Source organism: Enterococcus rotai (assembly GCF_001465345.1).
In the GTDB taxonomy this organism is placed as follows: Bacteria; Bacillota; Bacilli; order Lactobacillales; family Enterococcaceae; genus Enterococcus_L; species Enterococcus_L rotai.
This window is the reverse complement of record NZ_CP013655.1, coordinates 553,470-578,104: the sequence shown is the minus strand read 5'-3', so window position 1 is coordinate 578,104 and position 24,635 is coordinate 553,470. Positions and strand designations below refer to the sequence as shown.

At 35.7% G+C, this 24,635-nt stretch carries 27 protein-coding genes and 1 pseudogene; 19 read left to right on the top strand and 9 right to left on the bottom strand.

Features of this window, described 5'->3' with window-relative positions; translation table 11 throughout:
• Positions 1-127: 127 nt before the first annotated feature.
• The 5 genes from ATZ35_RS02740 to ATZ35_RS02720 all read left to right on the top strand — a co-directional run bounded on the left by ATZ35_RS02740 (position 128) and on the right by ATZ35_RS02720 (position 5,161).
• On the top strand, positions 128-1,549 hold the full coding sequence (locus tag ATZ35_RS02740) for a family 1 glycosylhydrolase (protein WP_208929422.1): 1,422 nt from the start codon (positions 128-130) through the stop codon (positions 1,547-1,549).
• A gap of 341 nt (positions 1,550-1,890) precedes the next feature.
• Positions 1,891-2,904: a lipoate--protein ligase gene (gene lplA / locus ATZ35_RS02735; RefSeq protein WP_208929421.1), complete on the top strand. Its 1,014-nt coding sequence runs from the start codon at positions 1,891-1,893 to the stop codon at positions 2,902-2,904.
• A gap of 15 nt (positions 2,905-2,919) precedes the next feature.
• Positions 2,920-3,651 carry a methionine ABC transporter ATP-binding protein gene (locus ATZ35_RS02730; protein ID WP_208929420.1) on the top strand — a complete coding sequence of 244 codons (732 nt, stop codon included), beginning with the start codon at positions 2,920-2,922 and terminating at the stop codon, positions 3,649-3,651.
• Positions 3,648-4,322: a methionine ABC transporter permease gene (locus tag ATZ35_RS02725; RefSeq protein WP_208929419.1), complete on the top strand. Its 675-nt coding sequence runs from the start codon at positions 3,648-3,650 to the stop codon at positions 4,320-4,322. Before ATZ35_RS02730 ends, ATZ35_RS02725 begins: the two co-directional genes overlap by 4 nt.
• Positions 4,323-4,339: 17 nt before the next feature.
• Positions 4,340-5,161: a MetQ/NlpA family ABC transporter substrate-binding protein gene (locus ATZ35_RS02720; RefSeq protein WP_208929418.1), complete on the top strand. Its 822-nt coding sequence runs from the start codon at positions 4,340-4,342 to the stop codon at positions 5,159-5,161.
• A gap of 64 nt (positions 5,162-5,225) precedes the next feature.
• Here the strand turns inward: ATZ35_RS02720 and ATZ35_RS02715 are convergent, their stop codons facing one another.
• The 3 genes from ATZ35_RS02715 to ATZ35_RS02705 form a co-directional block, all read right to left on the bottom strand.
• Positions 5,226-6,722 (bottom strand): helix-turn-helix domain-containing protein, encoded by a 1,497-nt coding sequence (locus ATZ35_RS02715; RefSeq protein WP_208929417.1) that lies wholly within the window; start codon positions 6,720-6,722, stop codon positions 5,226-5,228.
• 230 nt (positions 6,723-6,952) lie between these two features.
• Entirely contained in the window at positions 6,953-7,135 is a 183-nt protein-coding gene (locus ATZ35_RS02710) for a hypothetical protein (RefSeq protein ID WP_208929416.1), read from the bottom strand.
• Between the two features lie 28 nt (positions 7,136-7,163).
• Positions 7,164-8,369 carry an MFS transporter gene (locus tag ATZ35_RS02705; RefSeq protein ID WP_208929415.1) on the bottom strand — a complete coding sequence of 402 codons (1,206 nt, stop codon included), beginning with the start codon at positions 8,367-8,369 and terminating at the stop codon, positions 7,164-7,166.
• A gap of 258 nt (positions 8,370-8,627) precedes the next feature.
• Here ATZ35_RS02705 and ATZ35_RS02700 point away from each other — a divergent pair, with 258 nt between their 5' ends.
• The 5 genes from ATZ35_RS02700 to ATZ35_RS02680 all read left to right on the top strand — a co-directional run bounded on the left by ATZ35_RS02700 (position 8,628) and on the right by ATZ35_RS02680 (position 11,958).
• A complete protein-coding gene (locus ATZ35_RS02700; RefSeq protein ID WP_208929414.1) occupies positions 8,628-9,284 on the top strand; it encodes a Crp/Fnr family transcriptional regulator in 657 nt (218 codons plus the stop codon).
• A 171-nt stretch (positions 9,285-9,455) separates the two neighbouring features.
• Complete coding sequence (locus ATZ35_RS02695) at positions 9,456-10,391, top strand: helix-turn-helix transcriptional regulator (RefSeq protein WP_208929413.1); 936 nt, start codon at positions 9,456-9,458, stop codon at positions 10,389-10,391.
• Between the two features lie 308 nt (positions 10,392-10,699).
• Entirely contained in the window at positions 10,700-11,320 is a 621-nt protein-coding gene (locus ATZ35_RS02690) for a type 1 glutamine amidotransferase family protein (RefSeq protein ID WP_208929412.1), read from the top strand.
• A gap of 144 nt (positions 11,321-11,464) precedes the next feature.
• Complete coding sequence (gene relB / locus ATZ35_RS02685; protein WP_111248472.1) at positions 11,465-11,686, top strand: type II toxin-antitoxin system RelB family antitoxin; 222 nt, start codon at positions 11,465-11,467, stop codon at positions 11,684-11,686.
• The gene (locus ATZ35_RS02680) at positions 11,683-11,958 is read left to right on the top strand and encodes a type II toxin-antitoxin system RelE family toxin (protein WP_208929411.1); all 276 of its coding nucleotides are present in this window, start codon (positions 11,683-11,685) and stop codon (positions 11,956-11,958) included. The genes relB and ATZ35_RS02680 overlap by 4 nt, the downstream gene beginning before the upstream one ends.
• A 54-nt stretch (positions 11,959-12,012) precedes the next feature.
• On the opposite strand, the gene ATZ35_RS02675 is transcribed toward ATZ35_RS02680, so the two are convergent.
• From ATZ35_RS02675 to ATZ35_RS02665, 3 genes are all read right to left on the bottom strand, one after another.
• Complete coding sequence (locus ATZ35_RS02675; RefSeq protein WP_208929410.1) at positions 12,013-12,366, bottom strand: type II toxin-antitoxin system PemK/MazF family toxin; 354 nt, start codon at positions 12,364-12,366, stop codon at positions 12,013-12,015.
• A complete protein-coding gene (mazE, locus tag ATZ35_RS02670) occupies positions 12,350-12,583 on the bottom strand; it encodes a type II toxin-antitoxin system PemI/MazE family antitoxin (protein WP_111248475.1) in 234 nt (77 codons plus the stop codon). The genes ATZ35_RS02675 and mazE (ATZ35_RS02670) overlap by 17 nt, the downstream gene beginning before the upstream one ends.
• A 132-nt stretch (positions 12,584-12,715) precedes the next feature.
• Entirely contained in the window at positions 12,716-12,988 is a 273-nt protein-coding gene (locus ATZ35_RS02665; RefSeq protein ID WP_208929409.1) for a hypothetical protein, read from the bottom strand.
• 830 nt (positions 12,989-13,818) lie between these two features.
• Here ATZ35_RS02665 and ATZ35_RS02660 point away from each other — a divergent pair.
• Entirely contained in the window at positions 13,819-13,917 is a 99-nt protein-coding gene (locus ATZ35_RS02660; protein ID WP_206848569.1) for a type I toxin-antitoxin system Fst family toxin, read from the top strand.
• A 313-nt stretch (positions 13,918-14,230) separates the two neighbouring features.
• On the opposite strand, the pseudogene ATZ35_RS02655 reads toward ATZ35_RS02660, so the two are convergent.
• Positions 14,231-14,572, bottom strand: a pseudogene (locus tag ATZ35_RS02655) (type II toxin-antitoxin system PemK/MazF family toxin).
• On the bottom strand, positions 14,572-14,802 hold the full coding sequence (gene mazE / locus ATZ35_RS02650) for a type II toxin-antitoxin system PemI/MazE family antitoxin (protein ID WP_208929408.1): 231 nt from the start codon (positions 14,800-14,802) through the stop codon (positions 14,572-14,574). Before mazE (ATZ35_RS02650) ends, ATZ35_RS02655 begins: the two are co-directional and overlap by 1 nt.
• Positions 14,803-15,106: 304 nt before the next feature.
• Here mazE (ATZ35_RS02650) and ATZ35_RS02645 point away from each other — a divergent pair, with 304 nt between their 5' ends.
• On the top strand, positions 15,107-15,643 hold the full coding sequence (locus ATZ35_RS02645) for an HdeD family acid-resistance protein (RefSeq protein WP_208929407.1): 537 nt from the start codon (positions 15,107-15,109) through the stop codon (positions 15,641-15,643).
• Between the two features lie 32 nt (positions 15,644-15,675).
• Here ATZ35_RS02645 and ATZ35_RS02640 read toward each other — a convergent pair whose 3' ends face one another.
• Positions 15,676-16,041, bottom strand: coding sequence for a hypothetical protein (locus ATZ35_RS02640; RefSeq protein WP_208929406.1), 366 nt, complete (start codon positions 16,039-16,041; stop codon positions 15,676-15,678).
• Positions 16,042-16,279: 238 nt separating this feature from the next.
• On the opposite strand from ATZ35_RS02640, the gene ATZ35_RS02635 reads away from it, so the two are divergent.
• The 7 genes from ATZ35_RS02635 to ATZ35_RS02605 all read left to right on the top strand — a co-directional run bounded on the left by ATZ35_RS02635 (position 16,280) and on the right by ATZ35_RS02605 (position 24,611).
• Positions 16,280-16,990 carry a response regulator transcription factor gene (locus ATZ35_RS02635; protein ID WP_208929405.1) on the top strand — a complete coding sequence of 237 codons (711 nt, stop codon included), beginning with the start codon at positions 16,280-16,282 and terminating at the stop codon, positions 16,988-16,990.
• Positions 16,977-18,353 (top strand): sensor histidine kinase, encoded by a 1,377-nt coding sequence (locus tag ATZ35_RS02630; RefSeq protein WP_208929404.1) that lies wholly within the window; start codon positions 16,977-16,979, stop codon positions 18,351-18,353. Before ATZ35_RS02635 ends, ATZ35_RS02630 begins: the two co-directional genes overlap by 14 nt.
• Before the next feature lie 109 nt (positions 18,354-18,462).
• On the top strand, positions 18,463-19,086 hold the full coding sequence (locus ATZ35_RS02625) for a PepSY domain-containing protein (protein WP_244148200.1): 624 nt from the start codon (positions 18,463-18,465) through the stop codon (positions 19,084-19,086).
• A 201-nt stretch (positions 19,087-19,287) separates the two neighbouring features.
• On the top strand, positions 19,288-20,115 hold the full coding sequence (locus ATZ35_RS02620; RefSeq protein WP_208929402.1) for an AraC family transcriptional regulator: 828 nt from the start codon (positions 19,288-19,290) through the stop codon (positions 20,113-20,115).
• A 113-nt stretch (positions 20,116-20,228) separates the two neighbouring features.
• On the top strand, positions 20,229-21,497 hold the full coding sequence (locus tag ATZ35_RS02615) for a PTS sugar transporter subunit IIC (protein WP_208929401.1): 1,269 nt from the start codon (positions 20,229-20,231) through the stop codon (positions 21,495-21,497).
• 2 nt (positions 21,498-21,499) lie between these two features.
• Positions 21,500-23,716: a beta-glucosidase BglX gene (gene bglX / locus ATZ35_RS02610; RefSeq protein ID WP_208929400.1), complete on the top strand. Its 2,217-nt coding sequence runs from the start codon at positions 21,500-21,502 to the stop codon at positions 23,714-23,716.
• 268 nt (positions 23,717-23,984) lie between these two features.
• The gene (locus tag ATZ35_RS02605; protein ID WP_208929399.1) at positions 23,985-24,611 is read left to right on the top strand and encodes a nitroreductase family protein; all 627 of its coding nucleotides are present in this window, start codon (positions 23,985-23,987) and stop codon (positions 24,609-24,611) included.
• Positions 24,612-24,635 lie beyond the last annotated feature (24 nt).

The window sequence follows — 24,635 nt, the reverse complement described above, 5'->3', positions numbered from 1 at the left end:
ATTCCTGAGAGCAAGCGCTAAGGCGTACTACAAAACACTATGAATGGACTGAATAGATGTAACGTAGTATTTGTTTTTTGAAGAACTGGACGAGCCTGCTAGGCTTTTAATTTAAGGAGAATACACAATGAAAAAAAATGAATTTTTATGGGGCGGCAGTATTGCTGCTCACCAATGTGAAGGTGCTTGGGATCAAGATGGTAAAGGTGTGGCGATTATGGATCTGGTCACGCAAGGAAGTCATGAAACTCCTCGTGAAATTTGTCAGACAATTGAGGCAGATAAATATTATCCATCACATGATGGGATCGATTTTTATCATAGCTATAAAGAAGACATCGCTTTATTTGCTGAGATGGGCTTTAAAGCACTACGCATTTCCATCGATTGGTCAAGAATTTATCCTAAAGGCGATGAAGCAAAAGCTAATCCATTAGGGGTTCAGTTTTATCAAAAAGTAGTCGATGAATTATTGAAAAATGGCATTGAACCAATCGTGACATTGTATCATTTTGAAATGCCGGTTCATTTAGTCAGAGAATATGGCTCATGGACGAACAGAAAAGTCATTGACTTTTATTTAAACTATTGTCAAACAATGTTTGAAGCGCTAAAAGGCAAAGTCCGTTATTGGGTAACGTTTAACGAAATGAACCATATTGATCCTCAAACAGAAGCATCAGATATTTTCACCTATATTATTGCTGGATTGAAATATACTGAGATGGAAAACAAAAAGCAAACGTTAGCAACAATCAGCTATAATATGACATTAGCTAGTGTAGAGGCTGTCGCGTTAGCTCGAAAAATCGATCCAACAAATCAAGTTGGCTGTGTTTTTGGTTTGACACCAGCCTATCCGTTGAATTGTGATCCGCAAAATGTCATGAATTCGTTGAAAGAAACGGATCGTGAATTCTATCAAATCGATGCTATGTGTATGGGGAAATTTCCAGAATACAAATTGAAGGAATACAAGGCTCAAGGAATTGCGTTAGAAATTTCTAAAGCCGACCAAGAAGCTTTTGCAAAAGGAAAATTGGATTTTATAGGACTAAATTATTATTCTTCAAGTGTGGCCCATTACGAAGGAGACGACGATAATGAAGAAACTTTATTCGGTGGTGTTCAAAATCCGTATCTTGAACAGAGTAAATGGGGCTGGGCAATTGATCCAACTGGGTTAAGATATCTCTTAAACTATGTTTATAGACGCTACGGATTGCCGATCATCATTACGGAGAATGGCTTAGGTGCAGTGGATCAGGTAGAAGCTGATGGTTCGATTCAAGATGATTACCGCATCGATTATCTCCAAAAGCATCTAGAACAAATGGAAAAAGCAATCGTTGAAGATTATGTGGATTGTTTTGGCTATTTAATGTGGGGACCAATTGATTTAGTCAGTGCAACAACTGGTGAAATGAAAAAACGTTATGGCTTTATCTATGTGGATAAAAATGATGATCAAACAGGGACTTTAGCGCGGAAAAAGAAAAAATCTTTTGAGTGGTACCAAGAGATGATTAAAAATAATCCGACATTTTAAGTTTAAAAAAGATGGCAGAAAACTGATTGTTGGTTTTCTGCCACTTTTTTAGTTATTTGTTTCTCTAGGAAAACCACTTGACATTTAGTTAATAATATTTTTGAAATAGGGAAAAGCATTCCTGTTTAGTACATACTCAGGAGTGCCTTTTGTGTACTAAAAACTGTCTCATGTTTAAATTTCTGTTATATAAAATATCGATTTTCCTTATAATATAAAGCTTTTTTGAGCAAATATATGTAATTTTATAATTAGGAATGATAGACTGAAACTGTTATTGGAATTATCAGAATTTTTTATTTGGCAAAATTGAAAGCACTTTTATAGAAAAGAGGAAGTAAATGTATTATGTTATTATGCCCTCACAAGACATTCGTCGAAATTTAGCCACAGAACAGTATTTGTTGAATCAGCGAACCTTTGATGAACCACTTGTTTTATTTTATATTCAAAAACCGTGTGTAATTGTCGGACGCAATCAAAATGTGCGTGCTGAAGTTGATCTAAAGTATGCGAAGGAACATCAAGTCATCATTACGAGAAGATTATCTGGTGGAGGTGCTGTTTACGATGATCTAGGCAATTTAAGCTTTAGTTTTGTTGTGAATGCGGATCATGCCTCTTTTGGTAATTTCAAACTATTTACACAGCCAATCATTGAAGCTCTACATGAAATGGGGGCAACGGGTGCTGAGGTCAGTGGGCGCAATGATTTAATGATCGATGGGAAAAAATTTTCTGGGAATGCGATGTATACCAAAAATAAAAAAATGTATTCCCATGGCACTTTGATGCTGGATGTTGACTTAGATGAAGTCAGTAGAGTTTTGACTGTTTCTGAAAAAAAGTTAGCTTCAAAAGGCACCAAGTCAGTTAGAAGCCGAGTGACAAATCTCAAACCTTATTTGGCGAAGGAATACCAAGACATTACCACAGAAGCTTTTCGAGATAAGCTATTACTGCATTTGTTTAGTGCTGATACGATGGAAGCTATCCAAACGCACGAATATAAATTGACCCAAGCAGATGAGCAGGCAATCGACCAATTAGTTGCAGACATTTATGCAAATGATGCTTGGATATTTGGTGAAGAACCTAAATACACGATCAAAAGAGAAGAGAAGTTCAAAGGTGGCTTAATTGAAGCGAACATTTCTGTAGAAAAAGATCGAATCACAGCAATCACGATTTATGGTGATTACTTTAGTCAAAAAGATACACAGGAAGTAGCTGATTTATTGATTGGCTGTAAATATGCACCGGAAGCAATTAAACAGGTATTAGCACCGATTAGAATCGATGATTATTTTGCCAATGTTACTAAAGAAGAATTTGTCCAGTTGCTGGTTGATTAAGTTGGAGGATATGAAATGATTACGTTTGACCAAGTTTCAAAAATCTATCGTCATAATGATACATCTATTACAGCCTTAGATAAGGTTGATTTACAAATCCAACCTCATGAGATATTTGGGGTGATTGGTGAGAGCGGTTCAGGCAAATCAACATTATTGCGCATGATCAATACGTTAGAGTTGCCAAGCCAAGGGCAGATCAACATCGATGGAACAAACTTGATGCAGTTAAGTGATGCCCAAAAACGGCAAAGTAGGAAAAAGATCGGGATGATTTTTCAACAATTTAATTTACTTTACAATCAAACCGTGAATGAGAATATCGCTCTACCGCTACGCTTAAATAGCGCATATGATCCGCAAAAAGTCCGAGAAGTTTTAGAATTTGTCCGTCTGTCAGATAAAGGGGAATCTTACCCAAAACAGCTAAGTGGCGGTGAAAAACAGCGTGTAGGGATTGCTCGGGCATTGATTACACAGCCAGAGATTTTACTCTGTGATGAACCAACCTCTGCCTTGGATGGTCAAAACGCTTATGATGTTTTGACATTGTTGCAACGGATCAACCAAACTTTTGGGACTACCATGGTCATTGTCAGCCATGAGCTGAACTTGATCAAGCAATTATGCAATCGGACAGCGATTTTAGAAAATGGCAAAGTTTTAGAGACCATAGAAATTCAAAAAGAACAGCAACAGACACAATTTAGTTCTTATTATGAAAGAGTTCGGGAGAGTTTAGGATGATGACAGAATATATCGATAAAATAAGCTATTACCTCCCAGAATTAAGCAAAGCTTTAACAGAAAGCGGCATTATGATTTTGATTTCGATTATTGCAGCCATCTGCATAGGGCTACCATTGGGGACTTTTGTCTATTTAACCAAAAAAATACCAACTAAAACCAATCGTTGGGTTGGGATCTTGCTAAATGGTTACATCAACATTGTGCGCTCATTTCCATTTTTGCTGTTTGTTGTAGCCTTGATTCCTTTTACACGTTTAGTATTGGGAACGGCGTTTGGAACCTATGCCGCTGCGTTGCCCTTGAGTTTTGTAGCAGTGGCCCTTTATGCCCGACTTGTTGAACAAGTATTATTAGAAATTCCGAATGATATTTTAGAGCTTGCTCAGTCTTTGGGTAGCACAAAGCTGCAACTGATTTTTCGTTTTTTGTACGTTGAGGCAAGATCCGGTCTAGTCTTGGCATTGACTTCAGTTGTCATTAGCATGGTGTCGTATTCAACTGTGATGGGTGTGATCGGAGGTGGTGGTATCGGAGATTTTGCCTTACGTTATGGGTATCAACGCTATGAATATTCGGTCATGTATACAGCAATTGTACTTATGATTTTTTTCGTTAGTTTTATTCAAATTAGCGGTAGCGCATTAGCTAAAAAAATAAATAAAAAATAATCGTTAGGAGCAATAAGATGAAAAAGAAAGTATTGATTAGTATGTTAGTTGTGGCTGGATTTGTTGTGGCAGGTTGTACAGGTCAGAAAAAAGCCTCAGATACCAAGGGAAAGGAAGACAAAGTCATCAAAGTCGCGTCACATATTCCATCGACTGTCGAAGTGGTTGAACTGGCTGGCAAAAACATCGAAGAAGGGTACAAAGTAGAGTTAGTTCAAGTGAATGACAATATTCAATATAACGAGTTATTGAATGCCAAAGAAATCGATGCAAACTTTGCACAGCATGAACCATTCATGCAAAAGTTCAATGAAGAAAAAGAGGGTAATTTAGTGATTGTACAAAAAATATACAATGCTAAAGTCGGTTTTTATTCTAAAGAATACAAAGATATCAAGGGTCTTCCAGAAGGAGCTAAAATTGCTTTACCAAGTGATGTCTCTAATGAGGGACGAGCTTTAGCAATTTTAGATGATGCTGGTTTGATCACACTAAAAGAAGGTGTCGGCTTTAACGGAACAATCAAAGATGTCGTCGATAATCCCAAAAATATTGAATGGGTCTCAGTTGATTTGTTAAACTTAGCCGAAGCATACAATGAAAAAGATATTGCGATGGTTTATAATTACCCAACCTATATTGCCAAAATCGGTTTGACACCAAAAGATGCGATTTTATTAGAGGAGAAAGTCGATGATCGTTTTGCAATTAGTTTGGTTGCTAGAGAAGATAACAAAGATTCAGCTGAAATCAAAGCGTTGCAAAAAGCTATGACCAGTGATAAGGTACGAGAATTGTTGCAAACAAAATATAGTGAAACATTAACGCCTGCATTCTAAAGTAAAGAGTGTGAAGATCTGCCCTTTGACGGTTAAAATCTTCACACTCTTATTTTGGTAAATACTAGAACTGCTTATAAAAGCATTTTTTATACGCTTTACCATTAATATAGTTGATCAAGGCTTCCCAATCATTTTCGTTGACTGGATTTTCAAAATAAAAGAAATCTTCATTTGGATAGTCTTTTTCATAACAATCAGAAATGAGTATATCAGATTCCTCAATATTAGAAACAAAAAGAATTAATTCAGAGCTAAAGAAAGTTGAGAGACTTTTTTTTATTTCTTCAGTAGTAAAATGATTTTTTGAATATTGTACATAGATTTTTAGTTGTTCTGATTTTTTAGAACTATCTAAAATAAAATAAAATAGAAATACTATATACATTGAAAATCCTTTTGAGTCCAAGGCACTAAGATAACGATCTTCAGAAAATAATTTTTTTGCAAGTACTGCGAGTTCTAGCTCCATTTGAGGGAAATCAGCATATGCTTTTCCTAGTTTAGAGATCTTTTGATTATTTTCAAGTAAATCAGAATTGTCGATTTGTAAATAGGTAATAGAGGCTAGCGCAAGTAAAAGTGAGTAATAAGAAAAAAGATAATCTGCCTCTTGAGGTTTAACATCATAAGCCATATAAAGACTATCCAAAACAAAGGTACAGCTCTTTGCCAGTGGCAAATCGGACTGGATAAAAGCTTTCGCGGTTTCTAATTTTTGAGCATGAGTATCAACATCGTAGACAAAAATCCGACATAAAAAGGCAAAATAGTTTTCCTCCCGAATAAGTTCATCTCCAGAAATAGTTAAGTCAAGTGAAAATTTAATCGGATGGACTTGATTAAGTAATGTAATAACAGCTAAAAAATCAGGTTCAATAGTGACAAGTTCTCCCCTGTATAGAATGCGCCAGGCACTTAAAGATTGGAAGTATTTTAAACGCATTTTTTGGGAATTAGGAATGTTTTCTATAGGCAATTCAATGTGTTTCATATAAGTGATTGCTTTTCTAAAGGGCCACACAAGACCTCTAAATACGTTCCAATAAAAATAGAAGAGAAATAAACGAAAATGAATTTCTGATCCTTTGAAATTAACTTGCGTGTCATCTCTAGGGAAATTTATTTCAATTTTAAAACTGCTCAAGACCTTGTTGATTAGATGTAAGCTTTTATAGGTGTGGGCAATGCTTAAACTAATATCTTGGGATAAGGATTCGACACTGGGGTAGTATTTTAATAATAGAGTGCGAAAGATCAAATATTCATGGGATTGTTGGATATAGTGGAGCCGTAAGGTATCAATTACATAACTAATATTTACAGAGTCTTTGATAACAATTGTATAGAGTATATCGTTTTTAACGATGAAAACGTCGCCTGGTTCAAATAGTTCGTTTAAATCATCCGCGAGCATTTTGATTTTTCGATAAACGAGGTTCAAAGACAGATTTACTTTTGTTGAGATAGAATAGCCAGAAATCCCTTCTTGACTGAAGCAAATTAGTTTAAAAATCTCAAATTTCTGTTGATCGTTTTTTTTCATAAAAAAATCTTTCATAAAATGATCCTACCTCCCTCAATGAATGATAATACTTTTATTGATATAAACCAAGGTTAATATAGGAATTATTGTGAAATATTGGTTAATTATCTTGTTTTTTTATTTAAATTTAATGTTAAAGTAATGATTATGCTTAAAAATAATTAGGGATTCTTCAATAAAAATAAGCTAGAATAATATCACGCTTATGCGTAATATTATTCTAGCTTGTTTGATTACTACTTTTATTATCCCATAATATTATTATTTTCAGTTGCTAGTTCGATTTCTCTAGCATAGCGATCCATATTTGTTTGATGGTGATCCATGGAAGTAAGGTCACTTTCAATATGGCCTAAACGTGTATTCAATTCTTCGATTTTTACTAAAGTTTTTTGTAAAACTTCTAACATACGTTCATCTGTATTCATTCTGATTCTCCTTATTTTAAAATGTTATTTATTCTGCAGGAATTGTTTTATAGTCAATTGCTTTTGACCGATAAAATAGTGCATAAAGAATAATGCAAACGATTGGAATTGCACTGGCAACTAAATATAAACCAGAAAATGACATGAAATTGTGCAATTCACCTAAGAGGTAAGGTCCTACTCCAAGCCCTAGATCTAAGCCGATAAAATAAGTCGATAAAGCAATCCCGATACGATGACTGTTGGGACTGGCTTTTAGACAAATCGCTTGTCCATTTGACATGAATGTACCATAACCTAACCCGATCAAACCGCCAGAAACGAGTAACATCCAGCTTGTTGTTGTCATGCTTAAGCAGAACAGACCAACCGTTAAGAAAATAAAACTAGGGTACATAACGGCATTTTCGCCGCGAGCATCAAAAATCCGACCGGATAATGGGCGAGTGGCCGTAATCACTAAAGCATAGACTACAAAGAAGAAGGAACTTGCCCCGACGAGATCAATTGCTTTTGCATAAGATGAAAGGAAAGACAAAACGCTTGAATAAGAAAGACCCATCAAAAAGGCAATAAATGAAATAAACAACACTTTCTTTTCAATAAAACTATTGATACTCCAACTTGCTAAACTAGCTCTGTGTTCTGGAGTTAATTGAATATTTTTTACAGGGAAGATAAAACAAGCAATGGTTGTACATAAAATAAGAATGATAGAAAACAAAATAATAAAATAAAAACTCATTGTATTTAATAGAACCATCCCGATAAACGGACCGATTGCTGCAGCTAAACTGGTACTCAATCCATAATAATTGATGCCCTCACCATGTTTTGATTTGGGGATGTACGCTGTCACGATAGCATTGGTTGCAGTCGACACAGCCCCATAGCCGAAACCATTTAGTAAACGGACGAGATAGAGCACACCAATACTGGGAATATAAAGATAAGCGATCGTTGTCATCAGATAAAATAATGCTCCATATCTCAAGACTGCTTTTCTACCGATCAGCTCCAAGGTTTTTCCCATAAACAACCGCGCAAACAAGGTTCCGATAATATAAATACCTGAGGCAAGTCCCGCTTGACCTAAAGAAGCATGAAGCGTGTCTTGTGCAATGACTGCAATAATCACCATTAGTAAATAATAGACTAAGTAAACGATAAAATTAATGATGGTGATACTGATAAACCCTTTGTTGAATAATTTTTCTTCTGGATGTTCCGACATTGTGTTTGATTCCTTCTTTCTTGTTTTCATAAGCTTATTATGGAAATTACAATTTTTTTCTGAAAGCCAGTTATAGCTATTACTATACGAAAAAAGCGTTCAAAAAAAATGTGGATTTGTATTTTAAAAAAGCTATTAACAAAAAAACACGACAAAAGACATATACATTTGTTGTTGCTCTTCGATGTGTTATCATTTTAAATAAGACTAGCATTTATTTTTACAGAAAATTTTCAAAAAATAATGAGGAGCTGAAAAATGGATAGTCATGTGTTACAAGAATACTTAGATGATCACTCATTTCCTATAGTAGTTAAGAAAAAAAAGACTTACCTTACGTATGAAGGACTGCAAGATCGATATGCTTACGTACTAAAAAGCGGAACCATCAAAACGAGCGTCATTTCACCTGATGGACGAGAATTTAATCTAAGATACATCAACAGTTTGGAAATCGTTTCTCTGTTAAGGGATGAATATTCTCAATTTATTGATGCACCGTTCAATATTAGAATTGAATCAGAGCAGGCTGAATTATATCAGATTGACCGTGTCCAATTTTGGAAGGACATTAATCAAAGCAAAGAGCTGCAGATGTATGTAAAAGATTATTACCGTGTTCGTTTGATGTATTCAATGAAGAAGATGCAACAGATGTTGATGAACGGGAAGTTTGGTGCGGTTTGTACACAAATCTATGAGCTATATGATACATTTGGAGTTCAGATTGAAGATGGTTTGTTGATTGATTTTGTGGTGACAAATGAAGAAATCGCTCATTTTTGTGGAATTACATCCGCTAGTAGTGTTAATCGAATGATGCAGCAACTGAAGGATTTAGGAGCAATCAGGATTCAGGATCGAAAGATTGTGATTACAGATTTAGAGATTCTGAAGGATAATATTATTTTGTAGAGAGACGTATAGGATAGTCCGATTTTGGTGCGTCCGCCGACTCTCTCGAATTGTACTAGAGCCAATTACACAGTATAATGATGATATAAAAATCAAGAAAGAAGGAATCGATGAGCATTTAGCAAATGGATTCCTTTTTTATCTGTATAGATTCAGCGAAAAGGAGAAATTATGAAAATCGATCGCTTACTCAGTTTGGTAAATTTGTTAACGGAAAATGACCGAATGACGGCCAAAGGATTGGCAGAACGGCTTGAGGTTTCCAAACGAACGATTTATCGTGATATTGAAACGTTAAATTTAGCAGGGATCCCGGTTATTTCGTACTCAGGCATTCATGGCGGATACGGCATTGTTGAGGGGTACAAAATCAGCAAACATGTTTTTTCAACTGAGGATATTTCGACGATAATGACTGGACTTTCAGCGATTCAAAGTATTTCAACATCCTCTGAAATTAGTCCTTTGCTGGCAAAAATTGCCCCGAATATGAAGGTACAACAGCCGCAAAGTGATTTATTGATTGATCTATCTTCTTGGTATAAACCAAATGAAGGAAAAAATAAATTGGATGATCTTCGACAAGCGATAGCAACGCAGCAAATCATTGTGATTCAATACCATTCCAAGAAAGGCTATTCTGAACGGGAAATAGAACCTTATAAGCTTATTTTTAAAGCTTCACATTGGTATCTGTATGGTTTTTGTCTAAAAAGACAGGCATTTCGCTTATTTAAACTGACAAGGATTCCAACATATACGCTGCTAGATGAGCGATTTGAACCTAGAGCGATAGATGCTGTAGCGTTAACTATGGAGTCTGAAAATGATTATTTAGAAGCGATGGTATCACCAGAAGTGCAGCAAATCGTCTTAACCTATGAGCAAAACGATAAATTATACTTGATCGATAAACTTGGCGCAGAATTTTTTCAGGAACATGAAAAAGAAGCGACTGGAACGATTGTATTTCCATTGCTAAACCTAAAAAAATCAGTCGATTTCATTTTACGTTTACAAGACAAAGTACGAGTCATTGAACCACCAATATTAGTAGACGCAGTCAAAGAGAAAATCGAACAAATGTATTTTCTTTATAAAAGCTGACAATCAGTTGTCACACTTCTGTTGTATGATGAATTCTAAGAGGTAGCTTAGTCACTCAGGAAAAAGATAAAAATAGTTTGTGGTAAAGAGCACCACAATCGATTTTTCCTATTTTCCAGTCGGAGCTGAATGAGCCTGCTTCGCTTTTGCTTTGAAACATGCCAAGAAATACAACGAAGTTACGAGTTGATATTGATTGGTACAAGGTGACTGAAAGGAACGTTGCTTCCTCCTGTTATTAAGATGTTGAAAAGTACAAGGTGTAGCATAGCGGAACGTTGTTACCTATATATAAGGAGGAATAAATCATGACAGAAGTGTTTTTTGTATTATTAGAAGATTATGCAGATTGGGAAGCAGCATCGATTGCGGCTGAACTGAATCAGCAAGAGGAGTTCACGGTTAAAACTGTTTCAAATGAAAAACAAGCGATTCATTCAATGGGCGGTTTTTCGACAGTACCAGATTATACGTTTGCCGAAGCGTGTCAAAAAGAGTTTGCTGCGTTGATTTTAATTGGTGGAAAATCTTGGCGAACGGATAAAGCTAAGGAAGTCGATGCTTTAGTAGCGAAAGCGGAACAACAAGGTGCTTTGATCGCAGCCATTTGTGATGCGACTGTCTATTTGGGAAGTTTAGGTTTACTAAATGATCATAAGCATACGAGTAACCAATTACAAGACTTACAAGAGTATGCGGGTGCACGTTATACGGGTGGGAATCACTATTTAGAAGTTCAAGCAATAAGAGCAAATAACCTGATTACAGCTAATGGGACTGGGCATTTAGAATTTGCGAGAGAAATTTTGTTGGCACTTCAAGTAATGCCTGAAAAAGAAGTGGAACAATGGTATAACTTTTACAAACTAGGGTATTACGAAGCGTTAAAACAAGAACTGAGAACTGCAGTTGATGATGCTACTGATTAAAAGGACCTTTGAGTTTGATTTTGTGATTGAGGATTAGAGTGTCTGGTATAAAGAGTCCGAAATGGGAGGACGATCCTTTTGAATGTGTACACTTTTGTGTTACAATAATCCGTAAGACAAACGTGTACAAAAGGAGGTAATGAAATGAGCACTGTGACATTTAGATTATCTGATGATGAAAAAGAATTCATGCAAAAAATGGCTGATTTTAATGGATTATCTTTATCTGAGCTTGCTAGAACTAAAATTTTGGAAAGTTTAGAAGATCAAATTGATTTAGAAACGTACAATAAACTGATGAAAGAACATCAAACGAAAGACGAAAGTATTTCTCATGCGGAAATGATGAGGGAACTTGGTTTATGACGGTGAAAAAGTATGTTGTTCGGTATGAAAAGGAAGCACAAAAAGTATTAAAAAAGATGGACCGATTTCAAGCAAAGCTAATTCTTTCATGGATTGATAAACATCTCGAAGGTATTGAAAATCCTAGAATGATAGGCAAGGGATTAGTTGGTAACAAAGATGGACAGTGGCGTTATAGGGTTGGAAACTATCGTATTATTGCGGATATAGACGATGAGACAATAACGATTCTTGTTGTGACAATAGGACACAGGAAAGATGTTTATAAATGAATAGTAGAAAAAGGCTTAGCAAGTGACTATTCGCTTCTAAGCCTTTCATTTGTTTTAAAAAGGGAAATTGAAGTTTAGTAGGAAATGCTGGGCAATATTTAAAAATTCTTTTGTTTGTAGATGACCAATCACTTGAACATTACGTCCACCTTTTTCTGTAAAATCCAGTGAATAAACTTGTTTTGTATTTACTTTGCTTTCTTTCTCAAAAACCTCATTATTTATTGAAACAAAGTAAGGTTGTTTCGACTTAGTTGAAGTGATTGGGCAGACAATAATTAAATTTGAAGAAAGGTTGTATTCATCACGACTCATGACTAAAGCGGGACGTCTTTTTTTGATTTCACTGCCTTTTGAAGGCTCAAAATCAATGATTACAATGTCTCTTTGTTTAATCATCCAGTTCATTTCCTCTAGGTGTAAAATCAGTTGCTAAATGGTCATCACTATCTGTAAATTGACCTAGTTTAGCATTAGCAAAGTAATCATCAACTTTTGGAATGAGAGAAATAATTCCTTCATTATCTTTGTAGTAAAAAAATTCCTGACCTTCTTTTACAGCTAACTTACTTGATAAGGTAACCATAATTGCATTGCCTTGTTTTCTTGCTTTTACGGTATCCATGAAATGACCTCCTTTTTTACAATTATATCATGTAATTACTTGTAATTACATGATTGTTGTATTAAATTTTTAAACGATCAATTTATCCCTTACACTATCTAAGTACGCAAAGAAACATTCCTTTTTTTTTAATCAACTATTTTGATTTTGTGTAATAATAGCCAATTGTTTTTGCGACTCAGCTATCAGAGATTCAAACTCTTTATTAAACGTCTCGAACAATTTTGCACTAGAGTAATACTGTTTAACGACCTGTTTTTTGTTGATTGGTGTCGTTGGATTGGTAAAATACTTTTCCAAAACTTCCAAGGGTTCTTTCCAAGATTCTAAACGTTCCAGTGAATCTCGAAGATTTAGAATCTCTTGATACGGGACAGTTTTAATGCAGATGACGGAATTTTTCATGATAGTTCTCCTTTTCTTATTGGTATGTAGAACAAAAGAAAAAATGAAAGCTGTCCGTCTCTATGGTTGAATTAAGCCAGTTTGTAGGGAACTTCTTTGTGTAACCAGAGAAAAATTCGAAAAGTGTCTAGAAATTCTTACAAGAATTAGGTACAATAAAGAAGCTAGTGCTACGGTACTGGCAAATAGGCAACTTGGATAGAGAGGTGCTACTTTCTATTCAGGGCTTCATTGAACGGTTGGCGCCGAACAATGAAGTGCCTTTTTTCTTTTTCTCAAAATGTGTAGGATAGAAATAAAAAAAGACGATCCACAGGTGACCTGTAATCGTCTACAAATAGGCAAGATAAAGAAACTATAAAATGTGTCGTCACTATGGAAGTGTACAACAAAAATAGATCGATCCTTACGCTATTGGCAAAGTTGTTTGACAGGTGCTACTGTTTAAACAAGGCTTCTGGTTTGGTTGGCGCCAGACCACGAAGAGCCAATTTATTTATTTTTAATGTTAGTTATTTCTATCCTATGCGTTTTATTATACAGAAAGAGTGGCTTGTTCACAATGAATTTTTTTGAGGGAAGGGATTAAATAACACGAAAATTAGGTTCCTTATATATAAGGAAAAATAACAAATTGTTTTTGAGTTGGCTGACTATTTCTGCTGAGTGTAAATTAGAGTAAATGATCAAATCAGTCCAAAAAATAGGACAAGTTTGACAAAATCAGAATTATTTATAAGGAAAAATTAGCGAAGGATAAAAAGTTTGATAAGCTGAAAATGGTCGCTTTCTCTTTTGCGATGGCGATACGTATCGCAGAAAGGAGGTGCATGACCATTCTTCTGTTATTTACAACGATCATTGGTCCGATTATTGTCGGAGTGGTCTTAGGGCTGTTCAAACATTGGCTTGATAATCGACAAGGCTAGAAAGCGACTAGAAGCCAAAATAAACCCCATCACTCTCCGAAAGTGATGGGGTCTTTGGTGTATGACCATTCTTCTTTTATACGTATAAGATACATGAAAAAAATTGGATAGTCAAGTTTTTCTTGCTTTAATACTAGGAAATTTATCTGTAAAAGTACGTCTAAAGAATTATTAAAAATTAAAACAGTAGAGATGACGTCATCTCTACTAAACACTTTTACAAATTTTAGAAAACAAACATAAATACATTTAAATCCACACATAAAATAATGTGACATAATCGTGAATACTAAATTATATAAGGCTTCCCCATTTAAAAAATATATTCAATTACTTGATCTATCTTAGATATATCTTTAACGGGTAATCGATCAGCAAACTCAATTTTTCTTGAAACAAAATCCAATGATTTGAGTTGAGAGATAATTACCTGTCCCTGTATTTCAATTTCTTCAGGAAGAGTATACCTAGTAGGCATCTCTTTTTCAGTTGTAGTAATTGGGCATACCACAGCAAATTTTGTTTTCCTGTTAAAGTCATAGCGAGAAACAACAAGGCCAGGTCTGCGTTTTTGAATTTATTTGCTAGTTGAAGGGTCAAAGTTAATCCAAATGATATCACCTTTTTTAGGGATATAAGGCTTATTTTTAGGCATTAAAATAATTCTCTCCCTTCAGGTATTAGTTCAGACCATTCGTCTGTTTCATAAAACTCTCCTTCAGTTCCACCAGAAAAGGGGTCATCAATTTTTGGTATTAAAGTAATTGTGCCATCTTCTGAATAGACAACAACATATTCTTTATTAGATTCAGGCTTTTCTCCATTGCTAGTTGGTAATGTTACTACAACAGAACTACCTTGTAATCTTGATTTTGTAAACAACATGATTATCACCTCTTGATTCATATTCTACTGCGATATATTAAGTGTTGTAAAGAATTCTGAGTGATATGCGACGTTATTCCACTAAGCAGCAACCTACTATTTAAAACATACTAAGATTAGAGAGTATGTTTTTTTGTTTGCCAATGGGATTTAGTCAAAAAGAATACATTAAAAAGATAGTGGTGATTTGTGTTACACCTTATAAAAATAACAATCAAAATAATTCATATCATTCGTCATATCCAAAGAAATTCTATACAATATAAAGTGAACAACAAACAAAGTATTAATGGAGGCGATAATAATGAGTAATGTTATGGAGCAATTAAGAAAATATGCACTTTTACGAGGAATTGTTTATATTATTTTTGGACTATTGATTGTAATCAATCCAAGAAGTGTCTTCCAACTGGCCGTCTATTTTATTTCTGCTTATATTGCAATTATGGGCGTGCTAAATCTTTATGATGGGTTCAAAGTCAAAAAGGCAACGGGTACCTATGGAATGAGTTTTCTTGGCGGGATCGTTTTATTAGTCATCGCAGGAATCGTATTAATTTTTGCGAAAGGAATCGTCAGTATTTTACCGATATTCCTTGGACTTGTGATCGTGATCGTTGGTGTCACTCGTGCAATTCAATCAGTGAATTTACGCACATACGTCAATGTTAGCTGGATGCCAATGCTGATTTATAGCGTGATTTTGATTATTGCAGGATTAGTGTTAACATTCAATCCTTTCAGTAGTTTATTAGCACTATTCCAATTATTTGGTGGGATCTTGATCTTTATGGGAATCGGCGAGATCGTGTCTTATTTCCAACTGCGTAATATTGATTAAAAAAAAGAGCTGACTTCAGCTCTTTTTTTTCGCTATTTTAATGCTTCCAATTCAGCTTCAGCTTCACTTAACTGACCTTGTAATTCTTCAAGTCCCTCTTTACCTAATGAAACAGATTCGTCAAAATTTGCTTGAAGATCATCCATCGTATTTTCTGTTGCCATTTCTTCTGTTTGTTTTTGAAGTTTAGTCATTGAAGCAATTGATTCTTTTAAAACTGAGATTTCTTGAACCAATTCTTGTTTTCTTTTGGCATCTTCTTCGCGTTTTTTAGACTCTTTTTCAAATTGTGCCTCTGTCTTGGTGCTTTCAGAGGTCTTTTTGCTTTTAGGTGTACTTCCACAGCCGACAAGCCCCAACATAGCTAAAGAGAGTAGTACCAATAGTGTTTTTTTCATTTTTTTCTCCTTTTTCCTAGCAAAAATCTGAATGAAATCAAATATGTTACTATTTTTTTTCATTCATTATTAACGGTATCATAAAAAGAACCTTCACTCAATATGAAAAATTCTTTTAAAGAGAGCAAGCTGTAAGTTTATTTTTGTTATATAAGTAAAAAATGAAGATTTTTTCATCATGATTTGATTGACCTTGTTTTAAATACTGGGTACTCTATATAAAAAGGTGGGTGGGTAGATGAAGGACATAGTCATTTTGCTAGTGGAAGATGAAGCAAGTCTCGCTAATTTTGTTTCGGAAGAACTTCGATTTGAAGGATATGAAGTACTACAGGCAACGGATGGTGAACAAGCGCTAGAGATATATGAACAAAATCAAGAGAACATTACGATGCTATTATTAGATTGGATGTTACCCAAATATGATGGAATCACTGTTGCAAGAAGGATTCGCCGAACAAGCCAAGTTCCAATTATCATGATGACTGCTAGAGACCAAGTAACAGATAAAATTATTGGGCTGGATGCTGGAACAGATGATTATATTACAAAACCATTCGATATTGAAGAATTATTGGCTAGGATCAGAGTGATCATCCGCCGCAAAGAGCAACTACAAAAACTTCAACAACAGCCTGTATTATTTCAGTATCAGGACTTAACGCTAGATATAACGAAGCGAGTAGTTAAACGATATAGCGAAGAAATCCAATTGACTCAAAAAGAGTTTGAATTATTGGCAGAATTAATCAAACATCCAGAAGAAGTACTTTCACGGGATGAATTACTAAATGCTGTTTGGGGTTATGATTATTTTGGACAAACCAATACGGTTGATGTGTATATACGTTCTCTAAGAAATAAAATGGATTATGACCCGACTGGTCGTTTGATACAAACGGTTCGTGGAGTAGGCTATGCATTGAGGAAAAACAATGAAAAAAGATAGAACGACTTTAAAACAACGGAAAAATACAACACAATTCCAATTGACCATCCGTTTTATTGGGCTACTTATCTCAGCTGTATTGATTTTAAGCATAGCGATTATGGGGATTACAGTAGTAGAATTATATGAATCAACTGAAAAACAAGCTGATTTGTTAGAAGATTCTTTAAAAAATAGTGGTGGGAAAGAAGCGAAAGAGTGGCAAAAGGTTCTTGTTGAAAAAGGCTCTAATGATAGTTCTCTTTATTTGGTTCACGTTCAGTTAGATACTGGAGAAGTTATTTACTCTTCTGAAGATGCTAAAGAGGTATTTCAGGAATTTTCTCAATTGAAACAGTTCTTGGTATTTGACCGAATCTTATGGACAAGTGAGATCGAGCCATACTATTATGCAAGTTTCCAAAAAGATGGAGCAAAAGTGACACTTTTAGTGGATATGGAGGATCAATTTGACCTTATCGGGAGAATTTTTTCGTTAACGATTTTTATCACGTTGGCCGTAATTATTTTGGGATCATTGATTACGCATCGTTTTTCTAAAAATTTGAGTGGTTCGTTAGTCGTTATGGATGAGGAGATCAATCGATTAAATGTTTCAGATTCGAAACAACAACTAACTATTCCAAAAACACCGCAAGAAGTTCAAAACATTTCGAAATCATTTAACCAATTACTAGAGAAGCAAAGAGTGTATTTGAAACGGGAGCAACAATTCGTAACAGATGCATCTCATGAATTAAGAACACCGATTGCTGCAGTTCGGGGGCATGTGAATTTGATCAAGCGTCGTGGAAAATCGCATCCAGAGGTGATACCGACCTCACTTTCTTATATCGATAAAGAATCGAAACGGCTGGAAATCCTTGTAGAAAAGTTGTTATTATTAGGTCGATTAGACACACAATTTAATACAGAAAAGCTAGATTTGTCATTGATTATTCAACAAACAATCAATGAACTGAAGGTTATGATGACACAAGAGATCGTTATTGAAATTGAAACAGGCATTTTTGTAGAGGGACAAGTAGAGCATTTTTATCAGATTGCCCGCAACTTGGTTGAAAATGCAATGAAGTATACAGAGCCTAGTGGGACGATCACTGTTACACTTTTCTCTGTTGAAGGGACAATCCAATTGATTGTAGAAGATTCCGGTATGGGTATTCCAGATGAAGAGAAAGCCAAAATATTTGAGCGCTTTTACCGAGTGGACCGATCGCGCTCTAGTGAAATTTCTGGTACAGGTATCGGATTGTCGATTGTGAAAGAGCTCGTTGAAAAATATCAAGGGGACATTATTGTGACAGATGTATTGCCTCAAGGAACTCGTTTTGCAGTAACATTTAAAACACAGATAAAATGAAGAATTCTTCATTTAGATTTCATGTTGATTTATTTTTTAGTATGATCTACCTGCTAAAATAATAGTATGAAGTAAATCCCCTAAAGGAAAATTGAAAGGAATGGATAGAATGAATAAAAAGATGATGGTAGTAGGGACATTATGTCTAGGTTTAACTCTAGCAGGCTGTACAAATACGGATAAGTCATTGGAGGCAAACAAAGAAAGTAAGATGAGTACGCAAGTGAGCCAGTCAACAACGCAAGATGTTAGCGGTACTTCAAACAGTACCACGAAAAAAACATCACAAAGAAAAGTAAGTGTAGAGGATGCAATTAAAGCCTATAACGAAGCATATCCAAATACTTCGATCACTTCTCTGGATTTAGATCCTTCATTTGGCATCTATTATTATGAAGTCAAAGGCGTAGATGACTCTAAAGAATACGAAGTTAAAATCAATGCAGAGACTGGGGAACTAAAAAAAGAGCGTGAAGAAACACTAGATCAAGATGAACAAAATGGTGTGGAAAAGAAAAATGAAGCATTAGAGTTGAAGGACATCTTATCAATAGAGGATGTCTCAAAAATCGCTGAAGATAGTGTAGGAGAAGGAACGGCGAATGAGTGGTCATTAGAACGAGACCTATCCCTTACTTATTGGGAAGTCAAAGTGCAAACTAGCAATAAAGAGATAACTGTAAAAATCAATGCTCAAACAGGAGATATTCTAGAAAAAGAATTAGACGACTAAAAAGGAATTAGACGATGTAATGTGCGATCAGAGCAACTTGCTTTGATCTTTTTTTGTAGCTTACAATAAAGAAACAGCTACTCTAGAACTTTATGTTTTTTGTCAAAGTAGCGTAAAAGATATACATAAGCGCTCCCGCGTTCTCAGAAGCTCCTAAATGACTTATAATTTAACCAGCTTAACAAAGAAAGAGGCCTGTATATGAAACATGAAATGATTTCGCCAAATAAAAATTATCCGTTTAAATTATTTTCATTTACATCCAGAAACCCTGATCGAATGATCTCAACTCATTGGCATGAAAGTGCGGAGTTATTGTATTGTTTGAAAGGAAATCTAGAGGTCCGTTTTCCACAGACAACGTATTTGCTAGAACCAGGAGATACCCTTTTTATCAATTCAAATATCATTCATTCTTCTAGAAGCCCACTACCTAATGAAGTATTTGTGATGCAGTTTCCACTTCCTTTTTTGAAAGAAATGACACAGCAGCAGTATAATGATCGTTTTTTATTTAATTTGATTCCAGTAAAACGAAAAGATTCGGAAGTTCAAATGTTACTAAATGAAATTTACCAAAAGTATCAGGAAAATGACTTATCTATGAATCTACTTGTCAAAAGTCGCGTGATAGAATTTCTTTCTGTGTTGACTAAACACTATAGCATCCCGATAGCAACGAAGCAAAGGATCAAAAGTTTGAAGCATTTAGAGCGGCTAAAACAAATCAATGAATATGTGCAAAAACACTACAATCAATCATTGAAATTAGAACAAGTAGCAGAAGTGTTTAACTATGACCCTGCCTATTTTTCACGATTTTTTAAAAAGTATATGGGCATTCCTTTTTCTGAATACGTTAATACAGTGAGACTGGAGAAAGCCTATTATCAATTGCGAGATACAGATATGACCGTTTTAGATATTGCGATGGCAAATGGTTTTCTCTCAGTGAAATCCTTCTACAATGTGTTTAAAAAGAATTACACCTTGTCTCCTCAACAATATCGGCAAAAATATTTCAAATAGAAAAGTCATTATTTTTCCGATTTGAAGACGAAATTCGCACAGAAAAAAAGGGGAATACTCAGTATACTAAAATTAAGTAAAGCGCTTACTAGATATTGAGAGGGGAAATAAACATGAAGAAAAAGTTGATCGGTTTTTTTGATAAGGTAAGTCCATTTTTTGATAAGATGGGAAATAATTCTTATCTCCAAGCCATCTCTGGTGCAATGATGTCAACATTGGGTCCAGTATTTATCGGTTCGGTTGCGGTATTATTAGTTGTTTTTATGAATATGTCTAAAACGTTGCAAGGATTTACACAAGTTATTTCACTATTAGGGAAAGTCAATACCTTTACAATTGGTTCTCTGGCATTATATATTTCTGTTTTGATGGCCATTAATTTGGTTCGTAAATTAGATGAGAAAGAAGATTATGTTGCAGCTGGAATTATTTCATTGATGAGTTTTCTTTTGATTACACCATTGGATAAAACGGCTGATGATGTTGCAGCATTGCCAACCACTTGGTTAAGTGCGCAAGGTGTCTTCTCAGCAATGATCGTAGGATTAGTCGTAGGTCGCTTATTTATAGCAATCAAACGGAAAGGCTGGACGATAAAAATGCCAGAAGGCGTGCCACCAATGGTAACACGGATGTTTGAATCGTTGATTCCTACAGTATTGATTGGGGTTTTATTTATTTTGATTGACTTTGCGTTTAGTATGACTTCATTTGGTAATATGCACCAGTTTGTTTACACCATTATTCAAGTGCCGCTAAAAGGAATCGGTGGTTCGATCGGAGCGATGATTGTTTTAAGTTTAATCCAACAAATGCTTTGGTTTTTCGGGATTCATGGGACAAATGTGATCTTGCCTTTAGTGACACCATTGTGGATGGCGATGGATGTTGAAAATATGAATGCAGTAACGGCTGGTCAAGTGCCACCGAATATTGTGGGACTAGCATTTTTTAATATTATTACGTTTGGTGGTATGGCATTAGGGTTAGTGCTATTGATGTTGCGAGCAAAAAGTAAGCAGTATCGAGAAGTTGGGAAGATTTCCATCGTACCAGCATTGTTCGGAATCACTGAACCTGTGATTTTCGGAATGCCGTTAGTGTTGAATTTTGATTTAGCGATTCCGTTTATTTTCAATAATAGTATTGGGTTGATTTTAGCGTATGTCTTAACAAAAATCGGGCTGGTTTCAAAATTTGTCGGGGTACAAGCCATTTTTGGATTGCCGATCGGATTTCATGCAGCGGTTCAAGGCAGCATCTCTGTGATTATTTTACAGTTAGTGATTCAACTAGTATTGTCACCAATTCTTTGGTATCCGTGGTTCAAACGGTTGGATAAAAAAACGTACCTAAAAGAACAAAGTGAAGAGGTGTAAAAATGGAAGAGAAAAAATTAAAAGAACTACTCAATTCATTGACTTGGGAAGAAAAAATCGGACAGCTCGTTCAGTTGTCAGGGGACTTTTTCCATGCAGATGAGTTAGCCGTTGGACCACAGAAAAAATTAGGAATCGATCAAAAAATCGTTGATCAAGTCGGTTCAGTGCTCAATGTCACTGGAGCGGATAAAACGAAGGAAATCCAAGAACGCTATTTAAAGAAAAGTAGACATAAAATTCCATTGCTGTTTATGGCGGATATTATTTATGGCTATCGTACGATTTTTCCGATTCCATTAGGATTAGGTGCTACTTGGAATCCAGAGTTGATCGAGCTTGCTTATCAACAGACCGCAGAAGAAGCTAAAGCAGCAGGTGCGCATGTGACGTTTGCTCCGATGGTGGATCTAGTCCGTGATGCACGTTGGGGTCGATGTTTGGAATCAACAGGGGAAGATCCAGTGTTAAATTCAGCCTTTGCCAGAGCAATGGTCACAGGATTACAAAAAGATCTACTAAATGGCGGTGGTATTGCAGCTTGTGTGAAACACTTTGCTGCATATGGCGCAGCAGAAGGTGGTCGCGAGTATAATACAGTTGATATGTCAGAACGCAGACTTCGTCAAGATTATCTCCCCTCGTATAAAGCGGCAGTCGATGCTGGCTGTCAATTAGTGATGACGTCTTTTAACACGTACGACGGTATGCCAGTAACGGGTAGCAAATTCCTTTTAGAAGATATTTTGCGCAAAGAATGGGGCTTTGACGGGGTGATCATATCTGATTATGCTGCCATTCAAGAGTTGATTGCACATGGTGTAGCTGTGAACGACCGTGAAGCGGCAAAATTAGCCATCGAAGCGACAACTGATATTGACATGAAAACACCATGCTATGCAAAAGAATTAGAGCCATTGATCGAAGCAGGTGAAATTAGTGCCGATATAGTAGATCGGTCAGTTTATCGTGTGTTGAAACTAAAAAATGATCTGGGGCTATTTGAAGATCCTTATCGTGGCGCAAGTTCTGAAAAGGAAAAACAAGTTTTTTTAACAGAGGAAAAACGGCGATTAGCTAAAAAAGTTTCGTCTGAATCAACGGTATTACTGCAAAATAAACACGATGTTTTACCGTTAAAGCCAAACAAGGAGAAAGTGCTGCTGGTAGGGCCTTACGGAGATAATCAAGAGCTGATCGGTTTATGGGCCGTTCATGGAAAACGGGAAGATGTCGTGACGATCAAAAAAGGCTTTGAACACTATCTTGATTCAGAGCATTTACTTTATACACAAGGCTGTGACATGTTGGAAGATTATACCTTTTTAGGTGAATTTGGGGCAACAAAAGATCAAATTGAGCAAATCGGTTTGAATGACCAAACAAAAGAACAAGAACTTACGAATGCCTTGGAATTAGCGAGACAAGCAGATACGATCGTGTTTGCATTAGGTGAACATACAATGCAAAGTGGTGAAGCAGGCAGCCGCACAGAAATTACTTTACCACGAATTCAACAAGAGTTTTTACAAAAACTAGCAAACTTGAATAAAAAAACTATCTTGGTCGTCATTAGCGGTAGACCCCTTGTTTTAACAAAAGAAGTCGAACAAGTAGACGCAATCATCCAAGCGTGGTTCCCTGGAACAGAAGGAGGAAATGCGTTAGCAGATATTGTCTTTGGCCAAACAAATCCAACAGGGCGTTTAAGTATGAGTTTCCCATACTCAGTTGGACAATTACCGATTTATTATAGTGAGTTTAAAACGGGTCGTCCATTAACCAGTACAACGCACAAAGGGCGTTTTGTTTCCAAATATTTAGATAGTCCAAATGACCCATTATTTTCATTTGGTTATGGCTTATCTTATAGTCAAGTGGACTATTCTGGATTGACATTAAGCAGTAATAAAATGGAAGAAACACTTGAAGTATCAGTCAAAGTAAAAAATAAATCAGAGCGCATGACGGTTGAAACAGTCCAACTATATGTCCAAGATGTGACAGGATCAGTTGTACGACCTGTCAAAGAGTTGAAAGCATTCAAAAAGGTCGAACTTGCTGCTGGTGAAGAAAAAGAAGTGGTCTTTACAGTAACAAGAGAGGACTTAAAATTTTACACAAAAGAGATGGTGTTTAAAGCAGAAGCAGGGGGATTTATCGTTTTTGTCGGAGCAAACGTGAAAGAAACGCAAGAACGATCATTTGAGTTAGTATAAAAAGTTGAGACAAAGCGTATCACTTCAAGAAAGAATCCGCTGATTGTTCTCACTGTTTATTCGGATTTAGTGCCTTTGACAAAACGAATTGTTCGTTTTGTCAGGTGCTTTTTTTTTTACGTTTAAAAGCAAAAAGAGACTTGCAAAAAAAATAGTGAAATGGTACTCTTAATTTCTAATTGAGAATGATTTTCATTTTCAGTAAGAAGTGAGAGTATAAAGTAAGGTTCTATTTATCATAAATTGAGTAGGGAATAGGAGGAATAAGATGGAAAAAAGTACAATTGAGCAAATCGTCAGAGAACGTAGAACGATTCGAACATTAACGAATCAAACGATCTCTCTAGAAACAATACATGATTTATTAGAAAGTGCCAGCTATGCACCGTATCATTCTAAAGACGAGCCCTGGGAAGTCATAATTGTTCGTGAGCAACAAGAACGACAAGTATTTGTGAAAGAAATCATGAATAGCTACGATCGATTAGACACTTGGGCACGTTATGAGCAAGAACATCTCGAAAAGGCTAAGAAGAGAACAGAGGACTATTTCTTAGATGTTCCTGTAACATTGATTGTAACGGCGCCTATTGGTGAAAGTGAAAAGTCGAACTTGGAAGCAATCGGTGCAGTATCAGCGTTTATCCAAAATGTTCAATTAGTAGCGTGGGCTCAGAAAATCGGAGTGACCTGGCGTACGATTCCAGTGATTTTTGACGAAGTATTCAAGCAAAATAGTGGTGTAGCAGCTGAGCGACAAATTATCGGATTACTTGATATTAGTTTTATAGATGAGAATATAACATTACCTAAAAGCCGTAGAAAACCTGTAACACAGTGGACGAAGGGCTTAAATGAAAAAGTAGCAGAGATGAGTAAAGAGAACAAGGAATAGTGAGTTTCAGGTACACAGGAGGCG

Bases quoted from the DNA above. Each gene is read 5' to 3' on its own strand.
- ATZ35_RS02740 (WP_208929422.1), top strand. From the start codon at position 128: ATGAAAAAAAATGAATTTTTATGGGGCGGCAGTATTGCTGCTCACCAA.
- lplA (WP_208929421.1), top strand. From the start codon at position 1,891: ATGTATTATGTTATTATGCCCTCACAAGACATTCGTCGAAATTTAGCC.
- ATZ35_RS02730 (WP_208929420.1), top strand. From the start codon at position 2,920: ATGATTACGTTTGACCAAGTTTCAAAAATCTATCGTCATAATGATACA.
- ATZ35_RS02725 (WP_208929419.1), top strand. From the start codon at position 3,648: ATGATGACAGAATATATCGATAAAATAAGCTATTACCTCCCAGAATTA.
- ATZ35_RS02720 (WP_208929418.1), top strand. From the start codon at position 4,340: ATGAAAAAGAAAGTATTGATTAGTATGTTAGTTGTGGCTGGATTTGTT.
- ATZ35_RS02715 (WP_208929417.1), bottom strand. From the start codon at position 6,722: ATGAAAGATTTTTTTATGAAAAAAAACGATCAACAGAAATTTGAGATT.
- ATZ35_RS02710 (WP_208929416.1), bottom strand. From the start codon at position 7,135: ATGAATACAGATGAACGTATGTTAGAAGTTTTACAAAAAACTTTAGTA.
- ATZ35_RS02705 (WP_208929415.1), bottom strand. From the start codon at position 8,369: ATGTCGGAACATCCAGAAGAAAAATTATTCAACAAAGGGTTTATCAGT.
- ATZ35_RS02700 (WP_208929414.1), top strand. From the start codon at position 8,628: ATGGATAGTCATGTGTTACAAGAATACTTAGATGATCACTCATTTCCT.
- ATZ35_RS02695 (WP_208929413.1), top strand. From the start codon at position 9,456: ATGAAAATCGATCGCTTACTCAGTTTGGTAAATTTGTTAACGGAAAAT.
- ATZ35_RS02690 (WP_208929412.1), top strand. From the start codon at position 10,700: ATGACAGAAGTGTTTTTTGTATTATTAGAAGATTATGCAGATTGGGAA.
- relB (WP_111248472.1), top strand. From the start codon at position 11,465: ATGAGCACTGTGACATTTAGATTATCTGATGATGAAAAAGAATTCATG.
- ATZ35_RS02680 (WP_208929411.1), top strand. From the start codon at position 11,683: ATGACGGTGAAAAAGTATGTTGTTCGGTATGAAAAGGAAGCACAAAAA.
- ATZ35_RS02675 (WP_208929410.1), bottom strand. From the start codon at position 12,366: ATGAACTGGATGATTAAACAAAGAGACATTGTAATCATTGATTTTGAG.
- mazE (WP_111248475.1), bottom strand. From the start codon at position 12,583: ATGGATACCGTAAAAGCAAGAAAACAAGGCAATGCAATTATGGTTACC.
- ATZ35_RS02665 (WP_208929409.1), bottom strand. From the start codon at position 12,988: ATGAAAAATTCCGTCATCTGCATTAAAACTGTCCCGTATCAAGAGATT.
- ATZ35_RS02660 (WP_206848569.1), top strand. From the start codon at position 13,819: ATGACCATTCTTCTGTTATTTACAACGATCATTGGTCCGATTATTGTC.
- mazE (WP_208929408.1), bottom strand. From the start codon at position 14,802: ATGTTGTTTACAAAATCAAGATTACAAGGTAGTTCTGTTGTAGTAACA.
- ATZ35_RS02645 (WP_208929407.1), top strand. From the start codon at position 15,107: ATGAGTAATGTTATGGAGCAATTAAGAAAATATGCACTTTTACGAGGA.
- ATZ35_RS02640 (WP_208929406.1), bottom strand. From the start codon at position 16,041: ATGAAAAAAACACTATTGGTACTACTCTCTTTAGCTATGTTGGGGCTT.
- ATZ35_RS02635 (WP_208929405.1), top strand. From the start codon at position 16,280: ATGAAGGACATAGTCATTTTGCTAGTGGAAGATGAAGCAAGTCTCGCT.
- ATZ35_RS02630 (WP_208929404.1), top strand. From the start codon at position 16,977: ATGAAAAAAGATAGAACGACTTTAAAACAACGGAAAAATACAACACAA.
- ATZ35_RS02625 (WP_244148200.1), top strand. From the start codon at position 18,463: ATGAATAAAAAGATGATGGTAGTAGGGACATTATGTCTAGGTTTAACT.
- ATZ35_RS02620 (WP_208929402.1), top strand. From the start codon at position 19,288: ATGAAACATGAAATGATTTCGCCAAATAAAAATTATCCGTTTAAATTA.
- ATZ35_RS02615 (WP_208929401.1), top strand. From the start codon at position 20,229: ATGAAGAAAAAGTTGATCGGTTTTTTTGATAAGGTAAGTCCATTTTTT.
- bglX (WP_208929400.1), top strand. From the start codon at position 21,500: ATGGAAGAGAAAAAATTAAAAGAACTACTCAATTCATTGACTTGGGAA.
- ATZ35_RS02605 (WP_208929399.1), top strand. From the start codon at position 23,985: ATGGAAAAAAGTACAATTGAGCAAATCGTCAGAGAACGTAGAACGATT.